Raw genomic sequence first — 16161 nt, 5'->3', positions numbered from 1 at the left:
TTTCGCTGAACCGGCAACTGCAACTGACCGTTGACAGGGACGAAACGGCAGTCCCGGCGGCAGCCAAACCTCAGACATCTACCGTCATTTTCGCTCGATCGGGCAAAGAAGTCGCTTGCAGCGAAGATGAGTTCATTCTCGATGTTGCCGAACGGGCCGGAGTCGAACTTGACAGCAATTGCCGGTCGGGAAGCTGTGGCACTTGCCAGCAGAAACTCCTAGAAGGCCAAACAGTCTACGACAGCCAACCCGACGCGGCCCGAGACTTAGAACCAGGGTTCATTTTAACTTGCAGCGCGCGGGCGATCGGCAAAGTGTCGATCGACGCCTAATCTCACAATGTGAGATACGATGCCAAGGTCGCGAATCAATCTCACATCTCACATTTCCAAGATCTCAAAGTACAACAACAATTCAAGACAAATGAGCAACCTTTCTAGAAGAAAATTCATCATCACCGCCGGAGCAACAGCAGCCGGCACCCTCCTAGCCCACGGTTGCAGTTCCGGTTCGACCACATCTAGCGCAACTCCCAGCGGTGCCACACCCAGCGCCACCCCAGCAGTCAACATCAACCCTGCTGACGCCCCAGAAGTTACCGCAGCCAAACTCGGATTCATCGCCCTCACCGACTCAGCACCCTTAATCATCGCCCAAGAAAAAGGGTTATTTGCCAAGTACGGCATGAAAGACGTACAAGTTACCAAACAAGCATCTTGGCCAGTTACTCGCGACAACTTAGAACTCGGTTCGGAAAAAGGCGGTATTGACGGCGCCCACATCTTATCCCCGATGCCTTACCAAATGACATTAGGCACTATTACCAAAGGCAATCAGCCAGTGCCGATGAACATTGTTGCCCGGTTAAATACTAACGGTCAAGCAATTTCCCTCAGCAAAAAATACCTAGATTTAAAAGTAGGTACTGACAGCAAACCTCTCAAAGAAGCCCTCGCCAATCAAAAAATTGCTATAACTTTTCCCGGCGGCACCCACGACTTGTGGATGCGCTACTGGCTAGCAGCCGGCGGTATTAATCCAGATACAGATGTTTCCGTGATTCCCATACCGCCGCCCCAAATGGTAGCGAACATGAAATCTGGCAGCATGGAAGCCTTTTGCGTAGGCGAACCTTGGAATGCTCAGCTAGTTACTCAAAAGGTAGGATACACCGCCTTAGTAACCGGAGAACTTTGGAAAGACCACCCAGAAAAAGCTTTCGCTTTAAGAGGAGATTGGGTTGCAAAAAATCCTAAAGCTGCTAAAGCAATAACAATGGCCATACTGGAAGCCCAGCAGTGGTGCGACAAGGCAGAAAATCACGATGAGATGTGTCAAATCATCTCTCAAGATAAGTGGTTAAAAGTTCCAGTAGCAGATATTATCGGTCGCTCTAAGGGTCAAATTGACTACGGTACCGGCCGCATTGAAGCTGCCAGCCCAGTGGCGATGAAATTCTGGGCTGATAATGCTTCTTATCCCTACAAGAGCCATGATACTTGGTTCTTAACTGAAAATATCCGTTGGGGTTATATGCCGGCAACTACCGACATCAAAGCCACGGTTGATAAAGTTAACCGCGAAGATATTTGGAAAGCAGCAGCGACAGCACTTGGCGTTCCCGCAGCCCAAATTCCTACTACTACTTCTCGCGGTGTTGAAACCTTCTTTGACGGCGTAAAGTTTGACCCAGAAAAACCACAAGAATATCTGAAGGGTCTGGCAATCAAAAAAGCATAATTAGTGAAGAGTTGACAGTTTACTGTTGACAGTTGACAAATTTTAAAAGTGAGTGGAGTTGGGTTTTCTAACTCAACCCACCCCAGACACGGTGAACCCTTCAAAGTATCTACAAATAATCCATTATTCACAATAGTACACACACAAAAATGGCAACAAACCTCGCTGTTACTAAAAGCAAAAATCCAGTAAATTTCGTTCTGGATCATGTTCAAAAAAACCGCCGAAAAATCATCCGCCCGCTAGTTGCGATCACAGTTCTACTGATAATATGGCAAATCCTCTGCCACGACGCCTCATCCACCTTGCCGGGGCCAATCAAAGCTGTCCAAGAAAGCTGGAATCTGATTATTAATCCTTTCTTCGACAACGGCGGTACAGACAAAGGCTTGTTCTGGCAAATTTTGGCTAGCTTGCAGCGGGTGGCGATCGGCTTTACTTTGGCAGCAGTTCTCGGCATCAGTTTAGGCATTTTGATCGGCACAAACTCCTTAATGTTCGATGCTTTAGACCCGCTGTTTCAAGTATTCAGAACTATCCCGCCCCTGGCTTGGCTGCCGATCGCCCTGGCAGTATTTCAACAGTTCAATCCCTTTGAAGGCATGGGGGTAAAAGCTAACGAAGTATCAGCACTCTTCGTCATCTTAATTACAGCAATTTGGCCGATTTTAATTAATACCACAGTAGGCGTTCAACAAATACCTCAAGACTACAGAAACGTCGCCCGCGTTTTGCGCCTACCTAACCAAAAATACTTCTGGAAAATCCTGCTGCCCTCTTCAGTTCCTTACATCTTCACTGGCTTGAGAATCGGCATCGGTTTGTCTTGGCTGGCGATCGTAGCTGCGGAAATGTTAGTCGGCGGCGTCGGCATCGGGTTCTTCATCTGGGACGCTTACAACAGTTCTAGACTCAGCGCAGTGATTCTAGCAGTGCTTTATGTAGGAATTGTCGGTTTAATTTTAGACAGAATCGTTGGTTTCATCGCTTCCAAAGTTGTTCCCGAAGAACAGAAATAGGATTTGGCAATGGGGAATGGGGAATGGGAAAGGGGTGATTAGTGGTTAGTTATTAGGAAGCGGGAATAATTATATATGCCCAATACCCAATGCCCAATGCCCAATTTCCCATTAATAATTAGCATCTAGAAATTACAAACTAACCTAAAATTACCATGTCAGTATTTGTTGAAGTAGACCACGTTGACCGCGTATTTAACTTGCCGAATGGAGAGCAATACATCGCTCTTAAAAATATCGAACTGAAAATTAAAAAGGGAGAATTCATCACCTTAATCGGACACTCGGGCTGCGGCAAATCTACGCTGCTAAATATCATTGCCGGTCTCGACAAAGCAAGTCAGGGCGGGATTACTTTAGAAGGACGCGAAGTCCGCGATCCCGGCCCCGACAGAATGGTGGTATTTCAAAATTACTCGCTGCTACCTTGGCTGACGGTGCGCGAAAATATTGCCCTAGCAGTAGAGGAAATTTACAGCGGTAACTCTAAAGAAGATCGCGAGTTGGTGATCGAACACCACATTAAATTAGTCGGACTCGGACACGCCGCGGACAAACGCCCGGGCGAAATTTCTGGCGGGATGAAACAAAGAGTTGCGATCGCCCGCGCCCTGGCGATTCGCCCGAAATTGCTGCTGCTAGACGAACCCTTCGGAGCCCTCGACGCTTTAACTCGGGGCGGTTTGCAAGAACAGTTGATGAAAATTTGCGAGGAAAGCAAAGTCACCAGCGTGATGGTAACTCACGACGTTGACGAGGCTTTATTGCTGAGCGATCGCATTGTGATGCTCACCAACGGCCCGGAAGCGCAAATCGGGCAAATCCTCGAAGTGAACATTCCCCGCCCCCGCAAGCGCATGGAAGTGGTCAACCATCCGAGTTACTACGCGCTGCGTAACGAAATGGTTTACTTCCTCAACCAGCAAAAGCGGGTAAAACAGCGCAGGGCCAAACAACAACCGCCTGTCATCGCCCGCAACGGCTTGGAAAAAATCAACCTCGACATCGGCTTTATTCCCCTCACCGACTGCGCCCCGTTAGTGGTAGCTAAAGAAAAAGGATTTTTCAAAGCCCACGGCTTGGAAGAAGTTACTCTCAGTCGCGAACCGGGCTGGAAAGCGATCGCCCAGGGAGTCGCCGAAGGACGGCTGGACGCGGCGCAAATGGTCGCAGGAATGCCGATCGCCATGCTGTTGGGCCTGGACGGTGAAGCCCCTGTACCCGTCTGTAGCGCCCTCACGCTGTCCCGCAACGGCAATTCCATTGTTTTCAGCAAGGATCTTTACAGACAAGGCATTCGGACATTAGAGGATTTCAAAGCTGCGATCGCCAAGAGTCCCGATAAAGCCCACACCTTGGGCATGGTACACTCCGCCTCCATGCACAATCTGCTGTTCCGCTACTGGCTGGCCGCCGGTGGCATCGATCCCGACCTCGACGTGGGCTTGACCGTGATTCCGCCCCCGCAGATGGTATCGAATTTAAAAGCAGGCAACATTGACGGCTACTGCTCAGGCGACCCCTGGAACTCCCACGCCGTCAACAGCGGTACGGGTTTTGTTATGGCCCGTTCCCTGGATATTCTGCCCGGGCACATCGAAAAAGTTCTCGGTGTTACCGAAGATTGGGCTCAGAAATATCCTCAAACCCACCTCGCCCTCGTCAAAGCGCTTTTGGAAGCCTGCGACTACTGCGACGATCGCCGCAACCGTGAAGAAGTCCTAGCATTGATTAGCCAAGAACAATACATCGGCGCCGATCCCAAAGACATCCGTCCGGGGTTCCTCGACCCGTACAACTCCGGTACGGAGGCAGAACCAGAAATGCTGTACAACTTCAACCAGTTCTATGTTGACAAAACCAATTGTCCAGACCGCCTAGAAATGGTGTGGGTGATGGCGCAGATGGCTCGCTGGGGGCTGATTCCGTTCCCGAAAAACTGGGTGGAAGTGGTCGATCGAGTTTTGCGGCCCGATGTTTTCGGTCAAGCTGTGCGCGAATTGGGTTTGCCGGATATCGCCAGAGATCGCCGGACGATCGAGCTATTTGACGGCACTGTGTTTAATCTAGACGACCCGATCCAGTATCTTCACAATGTCAAAATCAAGCGCGCCGTCCGCATCGAAGAAATCTTAATTGAACAAATAGGCAGTCAGTGTTCGATCAAACTGCCAGCCTAACCAGCAAATAGGAAGAGGGAATCAGGAGCAAGAAATCAGGAAACAAGACTCCATATTTCCCGCTTCCTAACTCCGTAATTTAAAATTATCAATCCAAAGTTGTCATGTCTAATTCCCAAACCCAGAATCCAAATCCTGAAAATATGCAAACTATCAAAACTCCCCAAACAACCAAAATTCAAACGCCCAAGCAAGACTTTCTTACTATTAAAGACGTATCGAAAGTCTACGCAACTCCTAAAGGCCCTTACGTCGTTCTCGACGGTGTAAACCTGACTATTAATGAAGGCGAATTTATTTGTTTGATCGGTCACTCGGGCTGCGGCAAATCAACTTTGCTGAATATGATCGCGGGATTCAACGGTCCGACAAACGGAGAAGTGGCTTTGGAAGGTTCGCAGATTACTGAACCAGGCCCGGACAGAATGGTGGTATTTCAAAACTACTCGCTGCTACCGTGGCTGACTGCTACTGAAAATATTCACCTCGGCGTTGAAAATGTTTACCCGGAAAAGTCCGCAGACGAACACAATACGATCGTCAAGGAACACTTGGAATTAGTCGGGCTGACCGAAGCTTGTAACAAAAGACCGGGCCAATTGTCCGGGGGGATGAAACAGCGGGTGGCGATCGCCCGAGCTCTGGCAACTCGTCCCAAACTGTTGATTTTGGACGAACCTTTCGGAGCTCTAGACCCGATTACCCGAGAAGAGTTGCAGGAAGAATTGCTGAAAATTTGGCGGAAGGAAAAAATTACCGTCATTATGATTACTCACGATATTGATGAGGCTTTGTTTTTGGCCGATCGCATCGTGATGATGACCAACGGACCAGCAGCTTCCATCGGCGAAGATATGCACGTTCCGTTCAGCCGTCCCCGCAACCGGGCGCGGATTATGGAAGACCCGAAATACTACGAACTGCGTAACTTTGCTTTGGAGTTCCTGTTTTCTCGGTACGCCCACCACGAAGAGGATGAAGCAACGGACTCGGAGACAGAAGCCGTCGCGCTACCGATGCCATTACCTGCTAGCAAAAAGCCTGTGGTTGCTGACAGGCCGATGCCACCTGTGTCCTTTATGCCTCACGCTGCGGAATTTCCTGAAGCCTCGCCGATCAAAGGCGGCATCCTGGCAGCCTCGTGGTTAGTAGCAATGGTTACTTTAGCAGCAGTCAATATGTCTGGTGTTTCCAGCCAGCTAAAGCAAGCGAAACTAGGAGAAACTGCACCGCAGGCGACGACTGCGGCGACGGTTGTGAGTTCACCCCCCAGCCCGCAAATCGCAGCAAGTTCGATCGCACCGAATGCTAGCCCTGCACCCAGCCCTGCACCCATCGCTGCTGCTGCAAGTCCTGCACCCATCGCTGCTGCCGCGACGGCTGCCTCGCCTGCTGCTGCAAGTCCTGCACCCATCGCTGCTGCCGCGACGGCTGCCTCACCTGCTGCCACTAACACCGCCGCCGCGCCCAATGCAGCAACCAGTGCCACATCAGAGATTTCTGACCAAGCTGAACTCGATGCGATCGGGCAGAAGTTGTATGCACAAATCGACCAAAAGTGGAGAACAATTCCAACGTTTACCGAAAGCTTGACTTATCGGGTCAAAGTAAAACAAAACGGCGATATCCTACAGTTCGAGCCCACAAATAAAGCAGCTAAAGATTTCGTCAAAGAAACTCCTCTGCCGGTTTTGCAAACTCCTGCAGGTGCCACAGCAGGCGCTGAAAAAACTGCTGATTTCCAAGTAACTTTTAGCCCCACCAACAATGGCGTATTTGAAGTAAAATCAGGGAAGTAGGCGACATAATCCTCCCGCCCTAAATCTCACATTGCTATCAACAACTAGGTCAAAAGTAGTACCTGGGCGCTGTTTGAACTCGGCAAAAGTTCCTCCTATCCCCCATTCTTGGGGTGACAAGAGTTAGGTTGGAATTTCCTATGTTTGAGTGAGATTTAGTAGCAGTCAGAAGCTGACTACAAGCGAGAGCGAGCGCGAGTTTTACTAAGAGAGCGGGTAATTTTAAATCAGGGTATTGTCCGTTTCTGGGAAGCATTTTTGCGGTAATTTAGTAAGGATTGACAGGTTATTTGCAGGAGCCTTCAGTTCCGACTATAATAATGAATTACCACTTACCCATTAGCTTTCAAAAATTAGCATCTAAAATCACCAGATGGAAACTATAAAAACTCTTTGCCCTTACTGCGGTGTAGGTTGCGGTCTTGAAGTTGTAGCCGACAAAAAACAAAGTTGGAAAGTGCGGGGCGATCGCAATCACCCATCGAGTCAGGGCATGGTTTGTATTAAGGGAGCAACCGTAGCAGAGTCGATTCGGAGCGATCGGCTAATGTATCCGATGATGCGAGATACTCTCGACCAACCGTTCCGCCGCGCTAGCTGGGACGAAGCTCTAGATGCAATTGTTAACCGCATCCAAACAATTCGCAGCACCAGCGGCCCCGATGCTTTGTGCGTTTACGGTTCGGGTCAGTTCGTTACAGAAGATTATTATATTGCCCAGAAACTACTGAAAGGTTGTCTGGGTACTAATAATTTTGATGCTAATTCTCGCTTGTGTATGTCTTCAGCAGTCTCTGGATACGTTCAAAGCTTTGGCTCGGACGGGCCGCCTTGCTGTTACGACGATTTAGAATTAACAGATTGCGCTTTTATTATTGGCAGCAATACAGCGGAATGCCATCCGATCGTATTTAATCGATTAGCAAAATACCACAAAAAGCACCCCCATGTTAAGATGATTGTGGTAGATCCAAGGCGAACTCCGACTGCTGAAGCGGCGGATTTGCACTTAGCAATTAAACCGGGTACGGATATAGATTTGCTTAACGGAATTGCCTATTTGCTGTTACGCAGGCAAGCAATAGATTCTGAGTTTATTCAAGAATGCACGGAGAATTTTTCAGCTTTTGCTGAGGTTATTAGCAGCTACACGCCGGAGTTTGTAGCCTCGCGCTGTGGCATTACTGTCAGCGAGTTAGAAACGGCGGCAAACTACTGGGAACAGTCGCAGCGCGTTTTGTCGCTGTGGTCGATGGGGATGAATCAGTCGTCGGAAGGCACGGCAAAGGTGCGATCGCTGATTAATTTGCACTTGATGACCGGTCAAATCGGCAAACCGGGATGTGGCCCGTTTTCCCTCACCGGCCAGCCAAACGCCATGGGAGGGCGGGAAGCCGGAGGACTGTCTCACTTGCTCCCAGGCTACCGATTTGTGAAAAATGCCCAACACAGAACCCAAGTGGAGGAGTTTTGGGGAATCGCACCGGGAAGCATTTCCCCGAATCCGGGCCGCACAGCTTGGGAGATGATTACCGGTTTGGAAACTGGTGAAGTCGAGTTGCTGTGGATTGCAGCTACCAATCCGGTGGTGAGTATGCCGGATTTGGAACGCACTAAAGCCGCTTTGCTGCGATCGCCCTTTACTATTTATCAAGAAGCTTACTATCCCACTGAAACCTCCGCCTACGCTCACATCCTGCTGCCGGCAACGCAGTGGAGCGAAAAAACCGGAGTAATGACGAATTCCGAACGCCGCGTTACCTTTTGTCCCGGTTTCGACACTCCCTCCGGGGAAGCCCGCGACGACTGGAGCATTTTCGCTGAAGTCGGCCGCCGATTGGGTTTTGCTGAACACTTTGCTTTCGAGAACAGTGCCGAGGTTTTTACAGAGTACGCGCAGTTGACGCGGGGCCAGCCTTGCGACATGACCGGTCTGAGCCACGAATACATCCGCCAAAAAGGGCCACAGCAGTGGCCTTGTCGCGAAAACGAGCCTGTCCATCCAGCCCAAGAAGCGAAACGGCTGTATACTGACAGGCGTTTTCACACTCCTGACGCGCGGGCGAGATTTGCGGCATATCACTCCCGGGGACTGGCAGAACCTCCCGATCCCAATTATCCGTTTGTGTTGACGACAGGGAGAGTTTACGGACACTGGCACACGATGACGCGGACGGGTAGAACAGAAAAAATTAATCAATTGCACCCCGATCCGTTTTTGGAAATTCACCCCCGCGATGCTGCCAAATTGCAGATTAAGGAGGGGGATTTGCTGGAAGTTCGATCGCGCCGCGGCAAGGCGCAGTTTCCAGCAAAAGTCACAAAGGCGATCGCCCCAGGTACGCTATTTGTACCCATGCACTGGGGTTCTCTGTGGGCTGAAGGTGCTGAAGCCAATGCCATGACTCATGCTGCAAGCTGTCCAGATTCCAAACAGCCCGAGTTAAAAGCTTGTGCAGTGCAGTTGGTGCTGGTTGGGCCAGAAACTGCGACGGAAGTTGTCGCAGAAGTTGCTGCGGAAGTTGGGGAATTTAATTGGGCAAAATCCACCCTCGCCGTCACTTCTTGAGCTGGCGTCCAACTACGGGATGTTACAAATCACTGAAGAACGAGCGGGAAGCCCCGGGCGATCGACCTGGGGAGGACGTGGTGGACGTTCGGCGATACGTTCGGGTAGCGCTCAGTCAATCGCGCTCAGTCGAAGATTGAAGATTTACTACACACATGAATCTGGGTTCTTGAACAAGAGTCTAAAATTTTGCACTCTTCCCGACAGCCGTCCGGGGCTTGTATCCGTTTTTTAGGGTAACAACCTCTCTCGATCAAGCAATTTTGAACCCGGACATACCCTACACATAAATCTTAAATCTCAACTCCCAGATCTAAAACCTAAAATCGTTATGCGCTTACGCAGCCTACAGCCTGCGTTTCCCCGGCAGAGCCCGGGAACAAGGAAAACTAAATTTATTTATTCTGAGTTTTTCCTTCTAGATTGGGGGTTTTTGCTTCGGCTGAATGCCTTATGGCCAAAGGCTTGTGCTTTGTTTTTAATTAATCGAGTCAGACAATTGCCGTTTGCACCTCAAGGTGCTATAATCGTTTTACAAGGCTTTATTTTCGGCAGTGCAGTTCGTTCGATCGGCGTTCCTCCGGATTTAAATCTCTACACACTCTGATTCTGGAGAATGTTCAATGTCAATCTATGTCGGCAATTTATCCTACGAAGTAACGCAGGAGCACCTCAACCAAACTTTTGGAGAGTACGGAACAGTAAAGCGCGTTCAGTTGCCTGCTGACCGGGAAACAGGTCGGATGCGCGGCTTCGCTTTTGTAGAAATGTCTACTGAAGCAGAAGAAGCTGCAGCCATTGAGGCTCTTGACGGTGCTGAGTGGATGGGTCGCGACCTCAAGGTCAATAAGGCAAAACCCCGCGAAGAACGTCCTAGTGGCGGCGGTAACTGGGGTAACAACGATCGCGGTGGCAATTCTCGTCGCTACTAAACCACCCGAGCTAAATTTTTAGCTAGCTTGTATATTGCGTCGGAGCAAGCTGGGAGTAAACAATCATTCTCTGTTGAGAATAGATAGTTAGTTCAGTGATTGCACCTCGCCTTAAAAGCCTCAAAATATTGCTAGACAATATTTTGAGGCTTTTTTATGGCAAAAATTATTAATCAGGAGTTCGATCGCGTGCGATCGATTCCTAGCTGACACGAAAAATTATAAAATATAACAGGCCCAGAGAGTCACCTTCCCCAGCAACCTGTCGCCGCCGCGAAACCAGGCCATCCCAGAGTTGGGCGCTTGCAAAGTGTACCGAACAATGACAGAATCATCAAGAAAGATGACTAAATCACGGGTATGCTGAAAAAAATATTTAGGCAAATTTCTAAGTTAGGGAATGAGGAAAATTTTCTGCATTTTACAGAAAGTGTAGAGGTAATAATATCGAAAATTTTATCACTGGCGATGATTTTGGTAATTATCGTCAGCGTTTGCGATTTGCTGATTTTTTTAGCAAAAGACTTGGTAAACCACACTGATAATTTGTTAAAAGACACGTTATTTGTCATATTTGGGTTATTTTTAAATGTTTTAATTGCTCTGGAAATCTTGGAAAATATTACAGCTTATCTGAAAAAGCACATAATTCAAGTAGAGCTAGTTATTGTAACTTCTTTGATAGCAGTATCTCGAAAAATCATCATTCTTGACCTGGAAAAGAAAACCGCAGCCGACTTGATTGGTTTGGCGATTGCAATTTTTGCGCTTTCCATCAGTTACTTGATAGTGCGGTACACAAATAAAGGAAATAATTAATATTGGGAAATGGGGAATTGGGGATTGGAAATTGTTAATAACTAATATCATGTCCGGTCGCTCGACCGGACATGATATTATTCCAACAAACCAGGAGGAGGCACAATTTCAATTCGGCCTTGTTCTAAGTCAACAACTGGCACAATCTCTTCCACAAAAGGAATCAAAATTTTTGTGGATTTAGGCTCTTTAGCGCGAATTTTCCGTGGTTTGCGGGTATTTCTGGGGTCAGCGTTGGCTTTGGGAGTTTCAGGCTGTTTTGGTTTTTCTAATTCTGCAACGACAGTTTCCGGCGGCGTTAGATTCGTTTCTACTTCTAAAAGGTCGTTACCTGCGGGAATAATATCACTTACCTTGCCTAGGATTTCCCCGGTTAACTGGTTAAAAACTTCCATACCGATCAAATCTTGGACGTAAAACTCATCACCTTCCAGGTAAGGTCGATCGGTCTTTTCAACAAACAACTTACAGCCCCGCAGCGCCTCAGCACTATCGCGGTCTTCCACACCCTCTACCTCTACAGCATACAGCCCTTTGCCCGGAATGTAGCGACCGCCCAAAAACTCGATCGGTTCCGGTTCACTTTTGTTAGGGCGCAGAATCCACCGCTTCCCCGGTTCGATAAACCTTTCCGGGAAATCCGAATCGGGATAGACTCGCACTTCCCCGTCCAAACCTTGAGCTGCTACAATTTTACCGATTTCTATCCATTCAGACATACATTATATCACTCAAATTGCTAGTAATTGATAATGGAAATTTGGTGTTTGAAATGGAGAATTGGGGAGTGGCAACTGAAAAATGTTGAATTATTTTTATTCCTTCTTCCCTCTTCCCTTCTCCCTCTTCCTTCTTCCTTCTTCCTTCTTCCTTCTTCCTTCTTTACACCAATCCAGTTCTCAGCGCTACAACTGCTGCTTGCACGCGGTCATCCACTGCCAACTTATTCATAATACCGCGAACGTGAGTTTTAATAGTATTTGGGCTCAAGTAAAGCGCCGCTGCTATCTCGGGATTGCTGTTACCTTCCACCATTAATTTTAACACCTCCAATTCCCGCTGTGACAACTGACCAAAAGTAGTTGTAGAGGCAGGTATTGGGGGCTTGAGGTGTTCTATGACAGTCCGGGCAATTTGGGGGTCAAGGTATGTAGCGCCCTCTGCTGCGGCTGCAATCGCTGCTAACAGCCTGTCTACGGAAGCACCTTTAATGCAATAAGCATCAGCACCGCTAGAAAGGGCCGCAATAATTTCAGTTTCTGCCGTGTGAGAAGTTAACATTACTACTCGAACTTCTGGCAGTTGTGCTTTAATTTGCTGCGTCGCTGCTATGCCGTCCAGCCGCGGCAAACCGATATCCATTACAATAATATCAGGTTTTAGTTTCAGTGCTGCTGCTACGCCTAAATAGCCGTCTTCTGCTTGTCCTACTATTTCTATTTCTGGGGAATCGGCTAAAACTTGCTCTAATCCCAGTTGCATCATCGGGTCATCTTCAACAATTAAAATTCTCATAATACGAAGGAAGTTCGGCAACGGATTGTGTAACGGAGGTAACGGATGTCAGGAAAAAGGAAGATTACTTAGTTGTTAATATTTTACATGAACTTATACTGAACCAATAACAAATAACTAATGACTAATTTTTAAAACTTCAACGAATTCGCCCGGTTCAATCCCGGTGTCCGCTGGTGGCAAAACTGCTAAACCACTTGTATTGGCGAGGTTAATTAAATTCGCTGAATTTTGGCTGCCAGTAGCAGGTTCAAATTCCCACACGCCCGCAACTAAATGTAGTTTACCCCAAACATAAGTTTCGCGCTTGCCTGGGGAAGGCAATTCAGCATTACACCTAGCTTTGACAAACTCCGGCCCCCAAGCATCCGGGGCAAGCCCAGACATCTTTCTCAAAGCAGGTACCACGAACCGCCAACAGCAGACTAAAGCAGAAACCGGATTTCCGGGCAAACCAAAATAGAGACAATCCGAACTCCAACTCGGCGAATCCTGATTTTTTTCACCTCGTTTAAACCCAGCAACTGTTAAAGGTTTTCCCGGCTTAATCGCCACAGAACTAACGTGAACTTTTCCTCCCAAATCCCCCAAAATTTTTTCAATATAATCGTAGTCTCCTACCGAGACACCGCCCGTAGAAAGCACCACATCCGCCGTAGCAACAGCCCGGGATATCGCCTTTTTTAACGCCTCTTCATTATCAGGAACAATGCCAAATCGAATCGGATCAAATCCCATTTGTGCCAACAAAACTGTCAAAGCATACTGATTCGAGTCTACCAGTTTCCCGGGTGCCAAAGGTTCGTCTGGCGAGACCAATTCGTCACCCGTAGAAAAAATTGCCACCCGCAGCCGCCGATAAACCGGAACTTGAATACACTGGGCAGTTGCTAACACCGCAATTTCAGGGGCATTGATAACTGTACCGGGAGTTAGCAAAGTTGTTCCTGCTTGATAAAAAGCGCCTTTGTGCCTGACAAATGCTTGCGGTTTTTCAGGAGAAACTAAGATAAAAATACGATCGCCCTCACGCCTTGTTTCTTCCTGCATTACCACCGTATCAGCACCCGCAGGCATCACCCCACCCGTAAAAATCCGCGCCGCTTGCCCCGAGTGGACGGTATTTTGAGGCTGATATCCGGCTGGAATTTCTTCAACGATATCAAGTGCGATCGGTTTGTCGGCGTTACAGTTTTCGACATCCGCAAACCGCACCGCGTACCCATCCATTGCTGAATTGTCCCAATAAGGAAAATCCAGGGAACCAGTGACGGCTGTCGCCAAAATGCGCCCCGATGCTGCCAGCAAGTCTACAGTTTCTACATCCCGCTGACTGTCGAGAGGTTGCGCCAAATTTAGAACGATCGATTCTGCTTCTTTCACTGACAGCATCACTGTCTCCTTGTTTTGATAACACTCCTGATTAAGTTTAGCAAAATATCCAGAGATATTGGTGATATAATTTTTTTGTAGTGTGGCAGTAAACCTAATTTTTGGTATTAATTGCTTATGACTATTTCTCGGTTGGTTGTCCGACTAAATTGTTTATCCTTCTTCCTAGTGGCGCTGCTGATAATTTTTACTCAACTTTCCGGCTTAAAAGTCAGCGATTTATTCTTTCACCCTTATTTTTCCCCCAATCCCAATGTCGCCTTGTTAACTCGGACTTTCCAGATTTTATGTTCTGTACCAGTCATTGTTTGTACTTTTACCTATAAATTAGCTCAAAGTATTCAACCGCGCACTTCCGAAAATCGATTTATTCTCTTTTCGGCTTTCTTAACAGGTGGATTTTTACTAAATGAAATTTACAGAATTCATATATATATGGTAGCAGTGGGAATTCCCAAGCTAGGAGTAAGTCTTTTGTACGCCGTTGTTTTGTCATCCTACGGCTGGTTTTTTCGGCGAGAACTCCACTTGACTCCCTACCAAATACTGTTAGCTGGTTTGGGCTTGTTGTTTTTTGCGATCGGCGTAGATTCCCTACATTTAAAAAACCAGATTTTTTCCAGCTTACTAGAGGGATTACCTAAATTGTTTAGCAAAATCAACATTGCATTTTACTATTGGTATGTCTGTAAGTGCTTCTTGCAAAAAGCTTTTTATAAAAATATTGAGAACTCGTTATAAGTAGATGATATAATGATATCACCAGTGCCTCTCCAAAAATACAACTCAAATCCTCTCCCACATTAATAATATTTACAGCATCTGACTCGCTCGGCAATTAGGCGCATTCATATACATTATGTGGCTGAAAAATCCCAACGCATCCTGATAAAATACTATGATAGCAGTTACCATCAACTTCAACTCGATCGCCCAAATAAGCGACGACCAATTTTATCAACTGTGTCGTGAAAACCCCGATGTCAAATTTGAACGCAATGCCAAAGGAGAAATAATTGTTATGTCACCCACAGGAGGAGAAACCGGAAATTACAATTCAGAAATTAATGCTGACTTTGTGATTTGGAACAGACAAACTCAACTGGGAATTTGTTTCGATTCTTCAACTTGCTTCAAACTGCCAAGCGGTGCAAACCGTTCTCCCGATGTCTCTTGGATTGAAAAATCAAGATGGGACGCACTTACTCCCGAACAAAAACAAAAATTTCCTCCCATTGCCCCAGATTTTGTCTTAGAGTTAATGTCGCCAACCGACAGTTTAAAAGATACTCAAGACAAAATGCAAGAATACATGAATAACCAAGTAAAACTAGGCTGGTTAATCAACCGCAAAACCCGGAGAGTCGAAATCTATCGCCAAGGACAAGAAAAAGAAGTTTTGCAATGTCCAACGGAACTTTCCGGAGAAGATATTTTACCAGGTTTCGTGCTAAACTTGCAAATACTGTGGCAATAACTAGACATCTTTCCACTATCAGCGTTTATTGGCATTCATCTGCGGTTAAAAAAAATCTAATGGAAACCACTACAGAAACCACTGGCTTAACAGCGGAACAACACAAACAGAAAATGCAGCGCCGTCAAGAAGTGCAGGCGCAGCGAATTGCCGGTGCTTCCAAAGACAAAGGTTTAATAATTGTCAATACGGGTAACGGTAAAGGCAAAACTACGGCCGCTTTGGGAATGGTTGTGCGATCGCTCGGTCACGGATACCGCGTCGCTATAGTACAATTTATCAAGGGAGCTTGGGAACCCGCAGAAAAAGCCGTTTTTCAACTCTGGGAAAAACAGCTAGAATTCCACGCAATGGGGGAAGGCTTTACGTGGGACACACAAGACCGCGAGCGAGATATCGAAACAGCTCAAAAAGCCTGGGAAAAATCCCTAACTTTTATCTGCAATCCCGAATTTAAATTAGTTCTTCTAGATGAAGTCAATATAGCATTAAAACTAGGTTATTTGCAAGTCGAGCAAGTGCTTTCCGGGTTAGACCAAAAACCCGAAGAAACCCACATTATTTTAACAGGCAGAGGTGCCCCGCCAGCGCTAATTGAACGGGCAGATTTGGTGACAGAAATGACTTTAGTTAAGCATCCATTTCGAGAACAAGGCATTAAAGCTCAAGCAGGTATTGAGTATTAATGTTGTTTGTAGTCAAGACTTGGGCGCCCCTCT

General features: G+C 47.2%; 14 protein-coding genes. 11 read left to right on the top strand and 3 right to left on the bottom strand.

Annotated elements, in window-relative coordinates:
* The first annotated feature begins 5 nt into the window (after nucleotides 1-5).
* The 8 genes from QT994_RS20755 to QT994_RS20720 all read left to right on the top strand — a co-directional run bounded on the left by QT994_RS20755 (nucleotide 6) and on the right by QT994_RS20720 (nucleotide 11058).
* Nucleotides 6-332 (top strand): 2Fe-2S iron-sulfur cluster-binding protein, encoded by a 327-nt coding sequence (locus QT994_RS20755; protein ID WP_333177722.1) that lies wholly within the window; start codon nucleotides 6-8, stop codon nucleotides 330-332.
* A 91-nt stretch (nucleotides 333-423) separates the two neighbouring features.
* Nucleotides 424-1740 (top strand): CmpA/NrtA family ABC transporter substrate-binding protein, encoded by a 1317-nt coding sequence (locus QT994_RS20750; protein WP_333177702.1) that lies wholly within the window; start codon nucleotides 424-426, stop codon nucleotides 1738-1740.
* A 149-nt stretch (nucleotides 1741-1889) separates the two neighbouring features.
* Nucleotides 1890-2759, top strand: a complete 870-nt coding sequence (gene ntrB / locus QT994_RS20745) for a nitrate ABC transporter permease (RefSeq protein WP_333044777.1) — start codon at nucleotides 1890-1892, stop codon at nucleotides 2757-2759.
* Between the two features lie 155 nt (nucleotides 2760-2914).
* Nucleotides 2915-4939: a nitrate ABC transporter ATP-binding protein gene (locus QT994_RS20740; RefSeq protein ID WP_333177700.1), complete on the top strand. Its 2025-nt coding sequence runs from the start codon at nucleotides 2915-2917 to the stop codon at nucleotides 4937-4939.
* 104 nt (nucleotides 4940-5043) lie between these two features.
* The gene (locus QT994_RS20735; RefSeq protein ID WP_333177698.1) at nucleotides 5044-6738 is read left to right on the top strand and encodes a nitrate ABC transporter ATP-binding protein; all 1695 of its coding nucleotides are present in this window, start codon (nucleotides 5044-5046) and stop codon (nucleotides 6736-6738) included.
* A 373-nt stretch (nucleotides 6739-7111) separates the two neighbouring features.
* On the top strand, nucleotides 7112-9307 hold the full coding sequence (locus QT994_RS20730; RefSeq protein ID WP_333177696.1) for a nitrate reductase: 2196 nt from the start codon (nucleotides 7112-7114) through the stop codon (nucleotides 9305-9307).
* A gap of 623 nt (nucleotides 9308-9930) precedes the next feature.
* Nucleotides 9931-10239 carry an RNA recognition motif domain-containing protein gene (locus tag QT994_RS20725; protein ID WP_015179102.1) on the top strand — a complete coding sequence of 103 codons (309 nt, stop codon included), beginning with the start codon at nucleotides 9931-9933 and terminating at the stop codon, nucleotides 10237-10239.
* 360 nt (nucleotides 10240-10599) lie between these two features.
* Nucleotides 10600-11058: a phosphate-starvation-inducible PsiE family protein gene (locus QT994_RS20720; protein WP_333044771.1), complete on the top strand. Its 459-nt coding sequence runs from the start codon at nucleotides 10600-10602 to the stop codon at nucleotides 11056-11058.
* Nucleotides 11059-11135: 77 nt separating this feature from the next.
* On the opposite strand, the gene rimM is transcribed toward QT994_RS20720, so the two are convergent.
* The 3 genes from rimM to QT994_RS20705 all read right to left on the bottom strand — a co-directional run bounded on the left by rimM (nucleotide 11136) and on the right by QT994_RS20705 (nucleotide 13965).
* A complete protein-coding gene (gene rimM / locus QT994_RS20715) occupies nucleotides 11136-11777 on the bottom strand; it encodes a ribosome maturation factor RimM (RefSeq protein WP_333044770.1) in 642 nt (213 codons plus the stop codon).
* A 163-nt stretch (nucleotides 11778-11940) separates the two neighbouring features.
* Nucleotides 11941-12573, bottom strand: a complete 633-nt coding sequence (locus QT994_RS20710) for a response regulator (RefSeq protein ID WP_006632834.1) — start codon at nucleotides 12571-12573, stop codon at nucleotides 11941-11943.
* A 117-nt stretch (nucleotides 12574-12690) separates the two neighbouring features.
* Nucleotides 12691-13965, bottom strand: coding sequence for a molybdopterin-binding protein (locus QT994_RS20705; protein ID WP_333177694.1), 1275 nt, complete (start codon nucleotides 13963-13965; stop codon nucleotides 12691-12693).
* Between the two features lie 117 nt (nucleotides 13966-14082).
* On the opposite strand from QT994_RS20705, the gene QT994_RS20700 reads away from it, so the two are divergent.
* The 3 genes from QT994_RS20700 (at nucleotide 14083) to cobO (ending at nucleotide 16128) form a co-directional block, all read left to right on the top strand.
* Nucleotides 14083-14706: a hypothetical protein gene (locus tag QT994_RS20700; protein WP_333177691.1), complete on the top strand. Its 624-nt coding sequence runs from the start codon at nucleotides 14083-14085 to the stop codon at nucleotides 14704-14706.
* Between the two features lie 157 nt (nucleotides 14707-14863).
* On the top strand, nucleotides 14864-15442 hold the full coding sequence (locus tag QT994_RS20695; protein WP_333177688.1) for a Uma2 family endonuclease: 579 nt from the start codon (nucleotides 14864-14866) through the stop codon (nucleotides 15440-15442).
* Between the two features lie 59 nt (nucleotides 15443-15501).
* Nucleotides 15502-16128, top strand: a complete 627-nt coding sequence (gene cobO, locus QT994_RS20690) for a cob(I)yrinic acid a,c-diamide adenosyltransferase (protein ID WP_333177685.1) — start codon at nucleotides 15502-15504, stop codon at nucleotides 16126-16128.
* Nucleotides 16129-16161 lie beyond the last annotated feature (33 nt).

Source organism: Microcoleus sp. S13_B4 (assembly GCF_036700885.1).
GTDB lineage: Bacteria > Cyanobacteriota > Cyanobacteriia > Cyanobacteriales > Microcoleaceae > Microcoleus.
Note: the sequence above shows the minus strand (reverse complement) of the source record. Positions and strands in the feature narration are given on the sequence as shown.